Origin of the sequence: Bacteroides sp. NSJ-48 (assembly GCF_014287405.1) — a bacterium.
GTDB lineage: Bacteria > Bacteroidota > Bacteroidia > Bacteroidales > Bacteroidaceae > Bacteroides > Bacteroides stercoris.
Genome location: NZ_JACOOD010000031.1, coordinates 21,346 through 38,740 on the forward strand (window position 1 = coordinate 21,346; position 17,395 = coordinate 38,740).

At 45.8% G+C, this 17,395-nt stretch carries 9 protein-coding genes; 5 read left to right on the forward strand and 4 right to left on the reverse strand.

Features of this window, described 5'->3' with window-relative positions:
- Positions 1–99: 99 nt before the first annotated feature.
- Positions 100–1,227: an ATP-binding protein gene (locus tag H8S52_RS13825; RefSeq protein WP_117985703.1), complete on the reverse strand. Its 1,128-nt coding sequence runs from the start codon at positions 1,225–1,227 to the stop codon at positions 100–102.
- 349 nt (positions 1,228–1,576) lie between these two features.
- On the opposite strand from H8S52_RS13825, the gene H8S52_RS13830 reads away from it, so the two are divergent.
- From H8S52_RS13830 to H8S52_RS13850, 5 genes are all read left to right on the forward strand, one after another.
- Positions 1,577–4,636 carry a SusC/RagA family TonB-linked outer membrane protein gene (locus tag H8S52_RS13830; protein ID WP_186910022.1) on the forward strand — a complete coding sequence of 1,020 codons (3,060 nt, stop codon included), beginning with the start codon at positions 1,577–1,579 and terminating at the stop codon, positions 4,634–4,636.
- 13 nt (positions 4,637–4,649) lie between these two features.
- A complete protein-coding gene (locus tag H8S52_RS13835; RefSeq protein WP_186910023.1) occupies positions 4,650–6,317 on the forward strand; it encodes a RagB/SusD family nutrient uptake outer membrane protein in 1,668 nt (555 codons plus the stop codon).
- A 235-nt stretch (positions 6,318–6,552) separates the two neighbouring features.
- On the forward strand, positions 6,553–7,812 hold the full coding sequence (gene hflX, locus H8S52_RS13840; protein ID WP_005657681.1) for a GTPase HflX: 1,260 nt from the start codon (positions 6,553–6,555) through the stop codon (positions 7,810–7,812).
- A gap of 40 nt (positions 7,813–7,852) precedes the next feature.
- Positions 7,853–9,838, forward strand: a complete 1,986-nt coding sequence (locus H8S52_RS13845; RefSeq protein ID WP_186910024.1) for a DUF4954 family protein — start codon at positions 7,853–7,855, stop codon at positions 9,836–9,838.
- 174 nt (positions 9,839–10,012) lie between these two features.
- On the forward strand, positions 10,013–11,653 hold the full coding sequence (locus H8S52_RS13850; protein WP_186910025.1) for a fumarate hydratase: 1,641 nt from the start codon (positions 10,013–10,015) through the stop codon (positions 11,651–11,653).
- 116 nt (positions 11,654–11,769) lie between these two features.
- Here H8S52_RS13850 and pelA read toward each other — a convergent pair whose 3' ends face one another.
- The 3 genes from pelA to H8S52_RS13865 form a co-directional block, all read right to left on the reverse strand.
- The gene (gene pelA / locus H8S52_RS13855; RefSeq protein WP_186910026.1) at positions 11,770–12,876 is read right to left on the reverse strand and encodes a pectate lyase; all 1,107 of its coding nucleotides are present in this window, start codon (positions 12,874–12,876) and stop codon (positions 11,770–11,772) included.
- A 109-nt stretch (positions 12,877–12,985) separates the two neighbouring features.
- The gene (locus tag H8S52_RS13860) at positions 12,986–14,311 is read right to left on the reverse strand and encodes a TolC family protein (protein WP_186910027.1); all 1,326 of its coding nucleotides are present in this window, start codon (positions 14,309–14,311) and stop codon (positions 12,986–12,988) included.
- Positions 14,308–17,340 (reverse strand): efflux RND transporter permease subunit, encoded by a 3,033-nt coding sequence (locus H8S52_RS13865; protein ID WP_186910028.1) that lies wholly within the window; start codon positions 17,338–17,340, stop codon positions 14,308–14,310. Before H8S52_RS13865 ends, H8S52_RS13860 begins: the two co-directional genes overlap by 4 nt.
- Positions 17,341–17,395 lie beyond the last annotated feature (55 nt).

Genomic DNA, 17,395 nt, shown 5'->3' on the forward strand with positions numbered 1-17,395 from the left:
GAATATGTTATAAGTAAAAGTCGGTAAAGGCAAACTGCTTTTACCGATTTTTCTATTATTGCATCACTAGAAAAGGTCTGTCAACAATAGTATTCCTTTTTAACTGATCCGTTTCCTTAACCAAATATCGAAGAACTTGTCATACACGCTATACACTCCCAATTCATTAGTTACAAAATCTTTATCTAAAAGTCCTCTTATGGCTCCTTGCACAGAACTCGCCGTTAGCTTATAAGTTTTTAAAAATTTAGAAGAAGTGATTTCCTGAGCCTTTCCTTCCTTACAAATAGCAATGAGGACTTCTTTTTGCTTAGGTGGGAGTTGAAACAGAAGTGAAGAATAGGTAAAATTTAGTTGTGACAAAATATTTTCAATGGCAAAATTCACTTTATCAACAGTACACTCCTCACCTTCAGCAGTCATTGCATAAAGCGAGTTTGCCATAAACTGAATGTACCAGGTTATTCCTTCAAAACGTTTATAAACTTCTTGAATTGTTTCTACTGCAATTTTTTTCTTATTCTCCGCAAAGTGTCTTTTTATGAATTCCGTATAAATATCTACATTAATAGGAGACAGCTCCATAATGGCCGTACTTTGGTAAAACGGACGTGACGGACTAGTAAATATCTCTCCCATCATATGACGTTGCGAACCGGCATAGATAAATTTTGCATTGGAACAATGTTGGATATGTGTCCGTAATATGGCTTCAACATCCCCTTCCGGATATTTGGCTATGACTTGAAACTCGTCAATGGAAACCAGGCAAGGCTTATCCGCTTCTTCCAAATAACGGAATATTTCATCAAGCGTTATAGCGGGAGCCTTTATATCACCCATTTCCAAATTCCAACTGGGATTACCACTGAAATCAAAAGAGATACTGGTGCGAAGAGAGGATAAACATTTGAGAAACAGCTCCCATGCTTTTCTTCCACGCGGCTTCAAACCATTCAGAATACCTTTACCAAGTTCAAATACAAACTCCTGAAAATTCTTTGTTGCATATATATCGATTAAAAATGTGTGATATACTTCCCTTATTTGTTGCTGATGAAAACAATGCTCTATCAGCCCGGTTTTTCCTAAACGACGAGGGGATATCAAAGCTACATTATTCCCGTTGGTTATATAACGTGTCAATGTAGTTGTTTCGGTTATACGGTCGCAAAAGTACTTTGCTGAAATATAGCCACTGGTTATGAAAGGATTTATTTTTGTCATAGGTTACATGTTTTACACAAAGATAATTATAATCTTATTATAATAACTTATTTATGATGGTTTTTGTAATAGGATTATGTTTTATTTTGACATAAATCTCTGTTTGCGACTTTCATCATAGTGTGTTTCTTTATGGACAACCACGACTGCTCACATTACTTTTTATTTTACAAAAATAGTTCAATAAAAAACTAAAGTATATTTCAATAGTTACAATATAGGTTACACCAATATGTATATAGCATTGATAATCATTGTTTTATTGCAAAACATGGTAACACGTGAGTAACTTGATAGTTTTGTAAATACATGGTAGAGCATATTCTATTGAGTTTTTGGGTTAAATATAATGACTTTATATTTATTTATAAAATGCTTATTTATAGAAGTTTACATATTATATAGTTCTGCGAAAACTTTGCAGATTTCATACATCGGTATGCAGACTCAGGAAGTGGCTATCAAGCCGAACTTAAAAGTGGTATTGAAACCTGATACTGAGGTGCTTGATGAAGTTGTCGTTGTTGCTTACGGTACTGCCAGCCGCCAGTCCATTACAGGTGCTGTAGCCTCTATCGACTCAAAGAAACTGGAAATGCGCCCTGTTACTGAAGTAACGGGAACTTTGGAAGGTGCTGCTCCCGGTATTCAGGTGAATAACTCATATGGTGAGCCGGGTAGCGATAAATCCGAAATCCGTATTCGCGGATTTGGTTCTGTAAACGGAACTAATGCCCCGCTGATTGTCGTAGACGGCTCTCCTTATGGCGGAAGCTTGAATGATATCAATCCGCAGGATATTGAATCTATTTCTGTTCTGAAAGATGCTTCATCTGCCGCTCTTTATGGTAATAAGGCTGCTAATGGAGTTATCATGATTACCACTAAAAAAGGTAAAAGTCATAAGTTGAACTTCCGGATTGGTGTGAAGCAGGGTATGTATACCCGTGGTATACCGGAATATGACAAATTGGGCGTAAACCAATGGATGGAAGCTATGCGTTCCGGTATGCAAAGCTATTGGGAAAAAGACGGTGGAGTTACTCCGCAACAAGCATTCGAAGCATCTAAAACAGTCAATGATGACATTGTTTTTTCTCCTATCTTTGATAAGAACGGTGCTGCCATGTTCGATGAAAATGGAAAGTTCGTAGCAAAGGTAAAACCCGGTTACAATGATTTGGATTGGCTGAAGGCATTGGAGCGCACAGGTTATCGTCAGGAATACACAGCCAGTGCGGATGCTATGGGAGAAAAGTATGATATTTTCTCTTCTTTCGGCTATTTGAATGAGAAAGGATATATCATTGGCTCAGATTATGACCGTTTCACTGCACGTTTGAAGGCTAACTATCAGCCGACTTCCTGGTTTAAAACAGGTGTAAGTCTGAGCGGAACAATGTCCGGCTCTAATTATCAGGCTAATGCTCATGATGCATATTTTGCTAATCCGTTCTATACAGCCGGTCAGATGGCACCGGTCTATCCTTATTTGATGCATAATGAAGACGGAAGCGTGGCTACAGATGGCAACGGTAACTCTTATGATATAAGTAACTATGATTATTTGAGTGGTCGTAATATTATTTATGAAATTCAGAATGATATCAGCCGTAAGGAACGTAATGCCGTATCAGGTCAGATATATGGTACGATTTCTTTCTTGAAAGATTTTGCGGCTACTGTAAGGGGGGACCTCTATAATGTAAATAACACGGAAAAATCCTTCAATAACCCCTATTGCGGTGACGGTGCCGCTAACAACGGCCGTCTTTCAAAAGTACATGACCGTACACGCGAATACCGTTTTACACAGGAACTGACATGGGCTCACGATTTTGATAAGCACCATATTGATGTATTGCTGGCTCACGAATCTTTCAAGCACTCCTATAATTATGATTTCATGATGAAGGAACAGATGAAAGTCAGTGGAAATACGGAGATGAGCAATTTTGCGAAAATGACAAGTATCGATGGTTATAACCAAGAATACACTACGGAAAGCTATCTTTCCCGTGCACGCTATAACTTTGCGGAAAGATACTTCCTGGATGCTTCATTCCGTCGCGACGGTTCTTCACGTTTCTCCGATCCGTGGGGTAATTTCTGGTCGCTGGGTGCAAGCTGGATTATCTCTCAGGAGAAGTTCATGAAAGACCTTACATGGATTGATAATCTGAAGTTCCGTGTTTCTTACGGTGAAGTTGGTAATGATGCCGGTGCCGATTATTATGCTTACAAGGAACTGTTCTATTCGGATGTCAATGCCGGTATCGGTGCGTTCTATAAAATTCAGATACCTAATAAGAACTTGAAATGGGAAACTTCCGGTTCATTGGATATCGCGTTGGAAGGTCGTTTGTTCAACCGTTTCAATTTCTCTTTGGATTTCTTCAACAAAACATCTAAAGATTTGCTTTTCACGGTTTACAATCCGCTTTCTGGCGGTGCAACCGACTGGTTTGCTACTTCTGACGAGACGCCGTCCGGAATGTCACAATATTTTGCTAACATAGGTAGTGTTCGCAATACCGGTCTTGAGGTAGCTATGGATGTAGATGCCATCCGGACTAAAGATTGGAAGTGGAATATCGGTTTGAACCTGACTACTATCCATAACGAAATTACAAAATTGCCCGGTGGTAAAGACATTCTGCATGGAACACAGAATTATAGTGAAGGACACAGCATCTATGAATTCTATACTTATACTTACGCCGGAGTAGACCAAATGAACGGACGTGCGCTTTATAATGCAAACTCACAGCTGGGTGAAAGTACAATCAATGCTCTGAAAGCTCAAGATGAGTATGTTACTATCAACGGTAAAAACTATGTGTACAATACATCGTATGCCGAAAAAGAATGGCAAGGCAGTGCATTGCCCGATGTATATGGAAGTATCAATACATCTTTGACATGGAAAGACCTGACACTTTCCGTACTCTGTACATATTCATTGGGCGGAAAAGTATATGATTATAATTATCAAGGATTAATGTATACTACGACTAATGGTCCGGGAGCCTTGCATAAGGATGTGCTGAATGGCTGGCAAGCTGTTCCGGAAGGTATGACCGAAGATTCTCCCAATCGTTTGAATCCGAACGGTACGCCTCAGTTCGACCTTTCAAGTTTGGCTTCTACTTCTTATGGTGCAAGTTCACGCTGGCTGACGGATGCTTCTTATTTTGTCATCAAAAATATCAATCTGAACTATTCTTTCCCAAAGAAAGTCGTTACAAAATGGGGATTGGGTGGATTGAGCGTTTATGGCTCCATTGAAAATGCGGCTACTTTTACGGCGCGTAAGGGTATGAATCCTCAATATAGCTTCAGCGGTTCTCAAGATAATACATTCGTTGCAGCACGTGTGTTTACGCTCGGACTTAATTTAAACTTCTAAAATGAAACAGATTATGAAATATATATTCAAGAACGTAATGATATTAGGACTCGGCTGTCTGTTGGGATTTACCTCTTGCTCGGACAGTTGGCTCAATACAGACTCCACGCAGACTGCGGGGGGAGATGTGATTTTCTCTACAACGGATAATGCAAAACTTGTTATCAACGGTATTTGCAGGACAATGGTTCAGCAACATGCCTATTATGGACAAAACTTCAACGGTGAAGGTACTATGAAGTTGCTTTATGGCGAATATCCCGGTCAGGATTTCAACTTCCCTTATATGGCACCGGGATGGTCTCCGCTGATGAACAACCAGTCTACCATAACCCAGAGCAGCAGCTCTATCTATGATTCTTACCCCTGGTATTACTATTATCTGATTATTGGAAATGCCAATGCGGTAATCAATCGTATTGATAAAGCAGAAGGTTCGCAAGAAGAGAAAGACTTCTTGAAAGCCGAGGCACTTACATTCCGTGCTTATTCTTTCTTCCGTTTGGCTGAATTATATTGTGAGCCTTGGGCACGTAGTAATGATGGTGCTACCGATGGTGTGGTACTGCGCATTAAGGAAGTAGCCGAAGCTGGTGAAGAGACAGACTTGAAGTTGTCTACATTGGCCGAAACCTATAAGCAGGTTTATGATGATCTTGATGAAGCCCTTAGATTATATGAGGTTTCCGGACTTACCCGCGATGACATTTACTGGGATGCTACCTCTAATATCAGTTTCCCGGATGCTCCGGTGGCTCATGCCATTTATGCCCGTGCTGCTTTAACGCGTCAGGATTATGCCGTGGCCAAGGAACATGCGGCTTTGGCGCGTGTAAATTTCCCCTTGATGGACACGAATACATATTATAGCGGTTTCTGCACTCCCAGCAGTGAGTGGATTTGGGGTGTGTACAATGATGCTTCCGAAACTATCTGGTATTATGGATGGCAGCTCTTCATGGCTTGTAACGGTTACTATGCGCAGCAAAATATCAATGTATGTATCAATCGTGATTTGGTTGAGTCTTTTGCCGACAGCGATATTCGTAAAGGATTGTTCTTGACGGAATCTACATTCTTGCCGGAAGATGGAAGTAAAACATTCTTGGATGTTGTAAGTACTGAAAGCCGTAATGCCAATAAATTTAACAGTACAGCGGAGGGCAAGGCCGCTTCTGCGAAAGCCAATAAGTATGTAAAGGAGACGGTAGCCTCTGCTTCACCGCAGGCATATGCTTATGCCAGCCTGAAATTCCAAGCTACGGCACAGCCGGCTGTAGGTTGTCAGCCCATTTTCCGTGCTTCGGAGATGTTGTTGATTGAGGCGGAAGCTAATTATTATCTGAGTTCAGACCCGACTGCTGCACAAAACAGCTTGGTTGAATTGAATAAAAACAGCGGCCGTGACCCTCAGTATACGTGTACGGCTACCGGTGAGGATTTACTGAAAGAGATTAAGAAATACCGTCGTCTGGAGTTATGGGGCGAAGGTTTCAGTTGGTATGACTGTAAACGTTGGGGCGATCCAGTGGTTCGTAACTCTTTTAAGGAAGGCGGTAATTACAGTTCGTATATTAGCGGAACATTCGGATTTAAAGATAGCAACTATGTATCGGAGTTCTGGAAATGGATTCTTCCGAACCGTGAAAGCGATTATAACAGCGCTATCGAAATGAAATAAACGGAATATCCGTAAATAATTAAGGCGGGTGTGCAGGGCCGAAAGACCGGAAGGTATGGGCTGGCACATCCGCTTTCCGTTTTGTGGCATCTGACGGTGCTCGATGGTTTACGACAGGAATCCGTATCCTTATTATTAAAAATGGGAATGAACACTATGAGAATGGTTTTGTTTTTTCTTATATTTGCCGGCACATATAATAAAGATACATATATATAATAAGGTATAAAGTAGAATGAAAGAATTTGTAATTTCCGAAGCGCAGGTCGAAACCGCAGTATTGGTAGGTCTTATCACAAAAACTCAGGATGAGCGTAAGACGAACGAATACCTCGACGAGCTGGCATTCTTGGCTGAGACAGCCGGGGCGGAAGTAGTGAAAAGATTTACTCAGAAGTTAGACCAGGCAAACTCTGTGACATACGTCGGCAAGGGTAAACTGGAAGAAATAAAAGAATATATCCGCAGCGAAGAAGAAGCCGAGCGCGAAATCGGTATGGTGATTTTCGATGATGAGCTCTCGGCAAAGCAGATACGCAATATCGAGGCTGAACTGAAAATAAAGATATTGGACCGTACCTCACTCATCCTCGACATCTTTGCCATGCGTGCACAGACTGCCAATGCGAAAACTCAGGTTGAATTGGCGCAGTACAAATACATGCTTCCCCGTCTGCAACGTTTGTGGACACACTTGGAACGTCAGGGAGGCGGTTCGGGAGCCGGTGGCGGTAAAGGTTCCGTGGGTCTGCGCGGACCGGGTGAGACGCAGTTGGAAATGGACCGCCGTATCATCCTGAACCGTATGTCATTGCTGAAAGACCGTCTGGCGGAGATTGACAAGCAGAAAGCTACCCAGCGTAAGAACCGCGGCCGCCTTATTCGTGTGGCATTGGTAGGATATACCAATGTCGGTAAATCTACTCTGATGACGTTGCTTTCCAAGAGCGAAGTGTTTGCGGAGAATAAGCTGTTTGCCACGTTGGACACTACGGTGCGCAAGGTTATCATCGAGAACCTGCCGTTTCTGCTGTCGGACACGGTAGGCTTTATTCGTAAGTTGCCCACCGATTTGGTAGACTCTTTTAAATCTACGTTGGACGAGGTGCGCGAAGCCGACCTGTTGTTGCACATCGTAGATATTTCCCACCCCGATTTTGAAGAGCAGATAGAAGTGGTGAACAAGACATTGGCGGACATCGGTGCATCCGGTAAGCCCATGATACTTGTATTCAATAAAATAGACGCTTACACCTATGTGGCGAAAGCGGACGACGACCTTACCCCCAGAACCAAAGAAAACTTAACACTCGAAGAACTGATGAAGACGTGGATGGCGAAGTTGGAAGACAATTGCCTTTTCATCTCTGCCCGCGAACGTATCAATGTAGAGGAACTGAAGAGTGTGGTTTACCGGCGTGTAAAAGAACTGCATGTGCAGAAGTACCCCTATAACGATTTTCTTTATCAGACTTACGATGAAGAGGAAGTTTAATTCAATGAAGAATTGATTCTTCATTTTTAATTTGAATGTTATGACTTACAGAAACTTGACCGAAGACGAAGTTCTTCGGTTGAAGAGCCAGTCGTGTCTGGCAGATGATTGGGGGAAAGTAACCGTTGCAGAAGAGTTTTCAACGGAATTCGTACATCATACTCGTTTTTCGGGTGAGGTGCGTTTGGGGGTATTCCATTCCGAATTTACTTTGCCGGGTGGAATAAAGAAACATTCCGGTTTGCGGCATGTAACGCTTCACAATGTAACGGTGGGTGATAATTGCTGCATCGAGAATATCCAAAACTACATTGCCAATTATGAAATAGGGCATGATACTTTCATTGAGAATGTAGACATTATTCTTGTAGACGGATTGTCCAGGTTCGGTAACAGTGTGGAAGTGTCTGTATTGAACGAGACCGGCGGGCGCGAAGTACTTATCAGTGACAAACTTTCTGCCCATCAGGCTTATATCATGGCGCTGTACCGTCACCGTCCGGAGCTGATTGCGCGGATGAAGGAAATTACCGATTTCTATTCCAATAAGCATGCCTCCGCTACCGGTTCTATCGGCAGCCATGTAATGATACTCAATACCGGTTCTATCAAGAATGTCCGCATTGGCGACTATTGCCACATTTGTGGTACGTGCCGTCTGTACAACGGAAGTGTCAACAGTAACGAGTACGCGCCTGTACATATCGGACACGGCGTTATTTGCGATAATTTTATCATATCGTCCGGTTCGCATGTGGACGACGGAGCCATGCTTACCCGTTGTTTTATAGGGCAGGCTTGCAAGCTGGGGCACAACTATTCCGCTTCGGACTCCTTGTTTTTCAGTAACTGCCAGGGAGAAAACGGTGAAGCGTGTGCCATCTTTGCCGGACCTTATACGGTGACACATCATAAATCCACCTTGCTTATAGCCGGTATGTTTTCCTTTATGAATGCCGGTTCCGGTTCCAATCAAAGTAATCACATGTACAAGCTCGGTCCTATCCATCAGGGTACGTTGGAGCGTGGAGCCAAAACCACTTCCGATTCCTATATTCTGTGGCCTGCAAGGGTGGGGGCGTTCTCTCTTGTTATGGGACGCCACGTCAACCATTCCGATACTTCCAATCTGCCGTTTTCTTATCTGATAGAACAGAACAATACGACATATCTTGTGCCCGGCGTCAATCTGCGAAGTGTGGGTACTATCCGTGATGCGCAAAAATGGCCCCGGCGCGACCAGCGTACCGATACCAACAAACTGGACTTCATTAACTACAATCTGTTGAGTCCCTATACCGTACAGAAGATGTTCAAGGGACGGGAGACTTTGAAGAATCTGCGTTATGCCTCTGGCGAACTTTCCGACATCTATTCTTTTCACAGTGCCAAGATACGCAACTCGGCTCTGGTGAAAGGTATCCGCTTTTATGAGATAGCCATTCACAAGTTTCTTGGCAATTCGGTAATCAAACGTTTGGAAGGTATCGGTTTTCATACCAATGAAGAGATTCGCGCCCGATTGAAGCCCGATACACCTATCGGTAGTGGCGAATGGGTGGATATTTCCGGACTGATAGCTCCCAAAAGTGAGATTGACGCCTTGATAGACGGCATAGAGTCGGGTGCAATTAACCGTTTGAAGCATATCAATGCCGAGTTTGAGCGGATGCACCGGAATTATTATACCTATGAGTGGACATGGGCTTATGAGAAGTTGGAAGAATTCTATGGCATTGCTCCGGAAAATATGACTGCAGAGGATATAATTCATATTGTCGAGAAATGGAAAGAAGCTGTTGTTGGTCTGGACCGCATGGTTTATGAGGATGCCAAAAAGGAATTTTCTCTGGCTTCCATGACCGGTTTTGGCGCGGATGGTTCACGTCTTGAAAAAGAACTTGATTTCGAGCAGGTACGTGGTGACTTCGAAAACAATCCGTTCGTAACGGCCGTTCTCAAACACATTGAAGTGAAGACCGCATTGGGCGATGAGCTGATAGGACGTATGCAAAAGGTACAATGAAGATGAGGCGGAGGGATGGCAAATCCATTCGTTTTATATGATTAAAATAGAGAAAGCGGGGTTGAAGTATTAGGTTTCAATCTCGTTTTTTCTTTCTAATTAAAGAAATATTTCAAGATTACTTCTTACCTTTGCTGTAACGAAATCACTTTTAAACTAAATGAACAAGTAATTATGGCAACAACACCTCCGTTCAAGTATCAGCCCATGTTCGAAAAGGGTAAGGATACGACTGAGTATTATCTGCTTACCAAAGACTATGTGTCTGTAAGCGAGTTTGAAGGAAAACCTATCCTGAAGATTGAAAAAGAAGGCTTGACTGCAATGGCTAATGCCGCTTTCCGTGACGTTTCGTTCATGTTGCGTCGTTCGCACAACGAGCAGGTTGCTAAAATTCTGAGTGACCCTGAGGCAAGTGATAATGATAAGTATGTAGCTTTGACTTTCCTGCGTAATGCCGAGGTTGCCTCTAAGGGAGTACTGCCTTTCTGCCAGGATACGGGTACGGCTATCATTCACGGTGAAAAAGGACAACAAGTGTGGACGGGCTATTGTGATGAAGAAGCCCTCTCGCTCGGTGTTTACAAAACATATACGGAAGAAAACCTGCGCTATTCCCAGAATGCGCCTCTCAACATGTACGACGAAGTGAACACGAAGTGCAATCTTCCGGCGCAGATTGATATTGAGGCTACCGAAGGTATGGAGTACGAGTTCCTTTGTGTGACCAAAGGTGGCGGTTCTGCCAACAAGACTTATCTCTACCAAGAGACAAAAGCTATCTTGAATCCTGAAACACTGGTTCCGTTCCTTATTGAAAAGATAAAGACATTGGGTACGGCCGCTTGTCCGCCTTATCACATAGCGTTCGTTATCGGCGGTACATCTGCTGAGAAAAACCTGCTGACCGTGAAACTGGCTTCCACTCATTTCTATGACAACCTGCCGACTACAGGTAACGAATTCGGCCGTGCATTCCGTGATGTAGAGCTGGAGAAAGAAGTGCTGAAAGAAGCTCACAGAATTGGTCTTGGTGCACAGTTCGGAGGTAAGTATCTGGCTCATGATATACGTATTATCCGTCTGCCGCGTCACGGTGCTTCCTGTCCGGTAGGCTTGGGCGTTTCCTGCTCTGCCGACCGTAACATCAAGTGTAAAATCAACAAGGACGGTATCTGGATTGAAAAGCTCGACAGCAATCCGGGTGAACTGATTCCTGCCGAACTCCGTAAAGCCGGTGAGGGTGATGTGGTGAAGATTGATTTGAACCAACCGATGGAAAATATCCTGAAAGAGCTGACTAAGTATCCGGTTTCCACCCGCCTGTCTCTGAACGGTACTATCATCGTGGGCCGTGACATAGCCCATGCCAAGCTGAAAGAACGTTTGGACCGCGGTGAGGACTTGCCGCAGTATATCAAAGACCATCCTATCTACTATGCCGGCCCTGCCAAAACTCCGCAGGGAATGGCTTGCGGTTCGATGGGCCCGACAACTGCCGGACGTATGGACCCGTACGTAGACCTCTTCCAAAGTCACGGCGGAAGCATGATTATGCTTGCCAAAGGTAACCGCAGCCAGCAAGTTACGGACGCTTGCAAGAAGTACGGCGGTTTTTATCTCGGTTCTATCGGCGGCCCTGCCGCCATCTTGGCGCAAAACAATATCAAGAGCATCGAGTGTGTGGAATATCCCGAACTCGGCATGGAAGCTATCTGGAAGATTGAAGTGGAAGATTTCCCGGCATTTATCCTGGTGGATGACAAGGGTAATGACTTCTTCAAACAGTTGAAACCGTGGAATTGCAGTAAATAACGATAATCCCGAATATGATAATAAAAGCCGCTCTGGAAACTCTCCTTGAGCGGCTTTTTGTATGATGACCGGTGGAATGTAAGGCTGCTAATGGAAGTTTCTTTTTGATGTCGCCGTTACTCTTTTATCTGTTTTTTCCACTGTTCGTACTTTTTCAGCACTTTCAATCCGGCATTGTTATACCAGCTATAGCCGTTGCGGCGCTCATACCCTATCTCGGAAATATCGTACTTCTTCACTCCGTCGCGGTCGCAGAAGAAAGGGCGGTTGTCTTCAAGGGTATAGAAACGTGCCCAAAATACGGGGCAAGGATAGTCATCCTGCGGGCAAGGAACCATCCGATAGTCTTTCTTGCCTTCACTGTTGGTAAAGTCCTTACGCATGATGCCCGTAATCTTGTTTGCCTTGAACCAACTGACGGCTGCTTCTACAGAAGCGATAATCCGGGGTGAGGGGTCGGGGATGGACATCAGCAGCAGGACGATATTGTCCGATTCGGCGCCGCTGAGCGAGGGAAGTTCGTAGGCGCGTGCCTTGGCAGGGGCAAGGGTGCGTTCATCGTGCTGGGCGCACCACACAGTCAGTTTGCCGTTTTGTTTTACCTGAGTGTTGAGGATGCACTCCACACCTTTGTCGAATGCGGTACGGGCGCGTTGGCAAAGGGTATCCGGTACATAGGTGTACGGGGCTTTCTTGTTGTACACATCACGTAACAGGTTCATGACGTTCACCATTGCATTGTCGTTGTAGGTGATGTGGGTATAATAACCTTTGGGGCGCGGCCAGAACTGAGGCCAGCCGCCGTTGGGGTATTGCGCTTTCAGTATGTAGCGTATGCCTTCTAAGGCAGCGTCTTTGTATTTCTCTATGCCGGTGGCAAGGTAGATGCGGGAAAGGTAGCGTATCTCTGTGCTTGTGGCATTGTTGTCGATGGTGCTTTGGTTGACGTTATCCTTGTCGGCAAGGGCTTTCTGGTACTCATCGGCTGTCAGTTCGGCGGGCATGTAGATGTTTTTGGGCCAGCCGCCGGTTGTTTGCTGGTAGAGCAGTACATTGTCGGCAATACGGACAGCTTCGGGAGTAGTGAAGAAGGCATCGTCCAATTTGGGGGCCAGTTTTACCCAATCCTTATAAGGATGTTTCTTTTTGTAGTCGATTGTTTTCTGTGCATTGGCGCTTGTGAACAAGGCAAGCAATGCACAGAAAAAGATTGTTCGTTTCATATTGGTATTGTTTTGGGTTTCTCTTTACGAACAAAAGTAGGGAAAAGTTTGAAGAGAAGATGGCAATATTTGTTTTTAAGGGAGTAAAAATTGTGATTTATAGGTACATCTATTCCAAATACTGTTCCACTCTTCCGCTGATTTGCAACAGGGATATTTCGCACAATTTGGTGTCATACTCTGCCGATAGGATACGTTCCTCGGCATCCAGCAGGCTCTTTTGCGCTTCGCGCATCTCGATACCGGAGAGGTTGCCGAGCATATAGCGTTCCATGGCAATCTCATGGTTCTCTTTGGCTGCAACGAGGTTCTGTCGTTCCAGCTTCAGCATCTGGAGATTGTTCTGGTAGGCTTGCCACAGGTTGCTCAAGTCGGCGCGTAAGGCTTGTTCCAGTTGCTCGCGTTCCAAACGGGCGTTTTGTACGGCAATGCGTGCATTACGGAGTTCGCGGCGGCGGTTGCCGTCAAAGAGATTGAACCCTACGGTGATGCCGAAGTTCAGTCCGAGGTTGCTGCGGCGGCTGTTGGCGGAAATATCATATTTGTTGAGGGTATAACCGTAGCCGCCATTCATCTTTACGTACGGGTAGTCGCGGGAACTGGCTTTTTTATAGTCCAGCCGTGCCAGCGTATTGTTCTGTTCGGCTTTCAGTAAGGCGGCGTTGGCTTGCAAGGTGGCATTCCAGAGCTCATCGAAATTCAGTTTAGCGCTGACATTGATGAGGCTGTCTTCAACGATGAAAGGGCGGTCTACGTCTTCACTCGCCATCAGCTCGTTCAGTTGGATACGCGAGGTATGCAGTAATTCCTGTTGTTTCATGTATTGCGCGCTGTCGGCATTGAAGTCTACTTTGGCCTGCTGGTAGTCCAGGCGGGAGAAGTTACCGATGTGATACCGTTCCTCTACGATGCGCAGGCGCTCTTTGGAGAGCGATACGGCGTAGCGGAAATTTTTCAGACGGATGGTGTGCTGCACGTAGTTGTAGTACTCGGCGGCGATGTTGGCTATGAGGTCTTCGATGGCGATACGGGTGTTGGTTTCGCCCTGACGTTCCAGCTCTTTCAGCTTTTGGTAGTTGGCGGTGATGTTGAAGCCGTCGAAGATTGTCCAGCTCAGGTTGATGCCGGCATCGACGGTCTGGTCGAACACGCCGTTTTCTTTGGTGGTTTCACCGGTGGCGCGCAGTTTGGTTTCGGTATTGTCCAAAGTACCTTTATAGCCGGCAGACAAGTCGAGCGTGGGCAGGTAGCCGGCATTGGCAAGGGTGGCGTTGTTTTTGCTTACTTGCTGTTCGTTACGGGTGATACGCAAGGAATAGTTGTTCAGCAGTCCCTGTTCCAGACAGGATTTCAGGGTATAGACAGGTGCTGGCTGTGCCTGAACGGCAAGCGCGGTGCACAGAATGATCAGGAAAGATAAAAGCGTACGTTTCATTCGTTCTTCAGTTTACTTCGGTTGGTAGATACATAACTATAAATAGCGGGGACGATGTACATCGTAAGCAATGTAGACACAAGCATACCGCCTACTACGGCCGTACCCATGGCGATGCGTTGGTTACACCCTTCGCCCGTGGCGAATGCCAGCGGTATCAGTCCCAGTACGGTAGAAGCGCTCGTCATCAGGATAGGGCGCAGACGTTGCAGGGCGGCATCCTTGATGGCTTGCATCTTGTCCTCTCCGATTTCCTGCTTCTGGTTGGCGAACTCTACAATCAGGATACCGTTCTTTGCCACTAGACCAATCAGCATGATGATACCGATTTGGCTGAATATATTCATCGTGATGCCGCCGAAATACATGAATACCAGTGCGCCTGCAATGGCAAGGGGCACGGTCAGCATGATAATCAGCGGGTCCTTGAAACTTTCGAACTGGGCGGCAAGAATCAGGTAGATAAGCAGGATGGCCAGAATGAAAGCGAACATCAAGCTGGAAGAACTTTCGCGGTATTCTTTTGAGTCACCGGTGAGGGCTGTGCGGAAAGTATCGTCCAATGTTTCTTTGGCAATCTTGTCCATTTCGTCCAGACCTTGCCCGATGGTCTTGCCGTCGGCAAGTCCGGCGGAAATAGTAGCGGACACGAAACGGTTATAGCGATACAACTTGGGCGGAGCAATGCCGTTTGTCAGCTCTATCAGGTTGTCAAGCTGTACCATGTCTCCCTTGTCGCTACGGATGTAGATACCTTTCAGGTCGGCAGGCTTGTTGCGTTGCTGACGGTTGATTTCTCCCAATATCTCGTATTGCTTTCCATTCATATAGAAGTAGCCCATACGCTGGCCGCTCAGACCGTATTGCAGTGTTTGGGCGATGTTGCGGGTGCTGACACCCATGATGCTTGCCTTGTCGCGGTTGATGTTGATGCGGGCTTCCGGCTTGCTGAACTTCAGGTCTACGTCCGCCATCTGGAATACCGGATTCTCATATACCTTTGCCATGAACTTGGGCAGTACTTCCTGCAATTTCTCAATGTTGGTGGCTTGCAACACGTACTGCACGGGCATACCGCCGCGCCGTCCGCCGAAGGACGAAGACTGTTGCACAAAAGAGCGTGCCATAGTCTTTTTCTGTACTGCTTTCGATAGTTTTTCCGCCACTTCCATTTGCGTGTAGTCACGGTCCCTCATGTCTTTCAGGGTGATGCGTACATTACCGCTACCGCTGGATACGCGGGCGGTTACCGCTTCGGCATCGGGGGCGATGGAGTCGACAAGCTGGTTGATGTCTTCCGTGTAGTCGCGGATGTATTCGTAGGTAACACCTTCGGCACCACGCGTATTGATGCTGATTTGCGAGCGGTCTTCCAACGGCGCCATTTCCGCAGGGATATGGTTCCAAAGAAAGCCGATAATGAGAATGGTTGCCGCAGTGAAAGGAAGCGCAATCCAGCGTTTGCGCAGGAAGGCTGCCAAAGAGCGGCTGTAAAGGTTGTTCATCCCTTCAAAGAACGGTTCGGTCTTACGGTAGAACCAGCTTTGTTTCTCTCTCTTTATCAGTAACTTGGTAGCCAGCATCGGCGTAAAGGTCAGTGCGGCAAAAGAGGAGATGATAACCGAACCGGACACCACGATACTGAACTCACGGAACAGTCGTCCCGTCATACCGTCCATAAATACGATGGGAAAGAATACCGCTACCAGCGTAATGGTGGTAGAGATTACGGCAAAGAAGATTTCTTTGGCTCCCTCGATACCGGCCTCTTTCGGGGGCATTCCTTTTTCGATGCGGACGTAGATATTCTCCGTCATTACAATGGCGTCATCAACCACGAGTCCCACGGCAAGTACAATGGCAAGCATGGAGAGTACGTTGATGGAGAATCCTGCCAGGTACATAACGAAGAATGCTCCGATTAATGATACGGGAATTACGATACACGGAACCAGGGTGACGCGCCAGTCGCGAAGGAACAGGAAGATGATGATGATGACGAGGACGAAGGCCTCGTATACGGTCTGCTTTACTTCATCGATGGAGGCACGGATGAATTTGGTGTTGTCGAAGCCGTAGGAGTAATGTACGTCTTCCGGCAGGTCTTTCTTCATATTCTCCATTCGCTCGTACACGGCATCGGCTATCTGGATGTGGTTGGCACCCGGTTGCGGAATTACTACGACGCCTACCATAGGCACGCCGTTCATCTTCATATAGCTTTTGATGTCCGCCGGACCGAGTTCGGCGCGGCCTATGTCGCTGAACCGGACAATACGGTTGCCGTCCTCTTTCAGGATGAGATTATTGAATTCCTCTGCCGTATGCATCAATCCGAGTGTGCGGATAGTCAGTTCGATGGTGTTTCCCTCGATGCTGCCCGAGGGGAGTTCCACATTCTCATTGTCTACCGCATTCTTTACGTCGATGGGGGTAATGCCGTAACCGGACATCTTGATAGGGTCGAGCCACAAGCGCATGGAATAACGTTTCTCTCCCCAAATGCTTACACTGCTCACATCGGAGATTGTTTGCAGTTGCTCTTTTACGGTGAGGTCGGCTATTTCGCTGAGTTCCAGTAGCGAGCGTTTGTCGCTTTGCAAAGCGACCATGAGGATAGGCATGGCGTCTGCATCGGCTTTGGATACGGTTGGCGGGTCGCAGTCGCGAGGCAGATAACGCTGGGCACGCGACACTTTGTCACGTACATCGTTAGCGGCTGTCTCCAGGTCTACGGAAAGTTCAAATTCCACCGTAATACGTGACGAGCCCTGTTGGCTGACACTGGAGAGTGAACGAATGCCGGGGATACCGTTGATATTCTGCTCCAGCGGTTCTGTAATCTGGTTCTCAATAACGTCGGCGTTTGCTCCGGGATAGGAGCAGGATACGGAAATGATGGGATTGTCCACCGACGGATACTCGCGGACACCGAGATAGTTGTACCCGATGAAACCGAAGAGTAGGATAATCAGTGTCAATACCGTAGAGAGTACCGGTCGCCGTATGCTTAATTCGGATATATTCATGATATGAAGTATAAAGTATAAGGTATGAAGTGTAAAGTATGGAATATAAAGTATA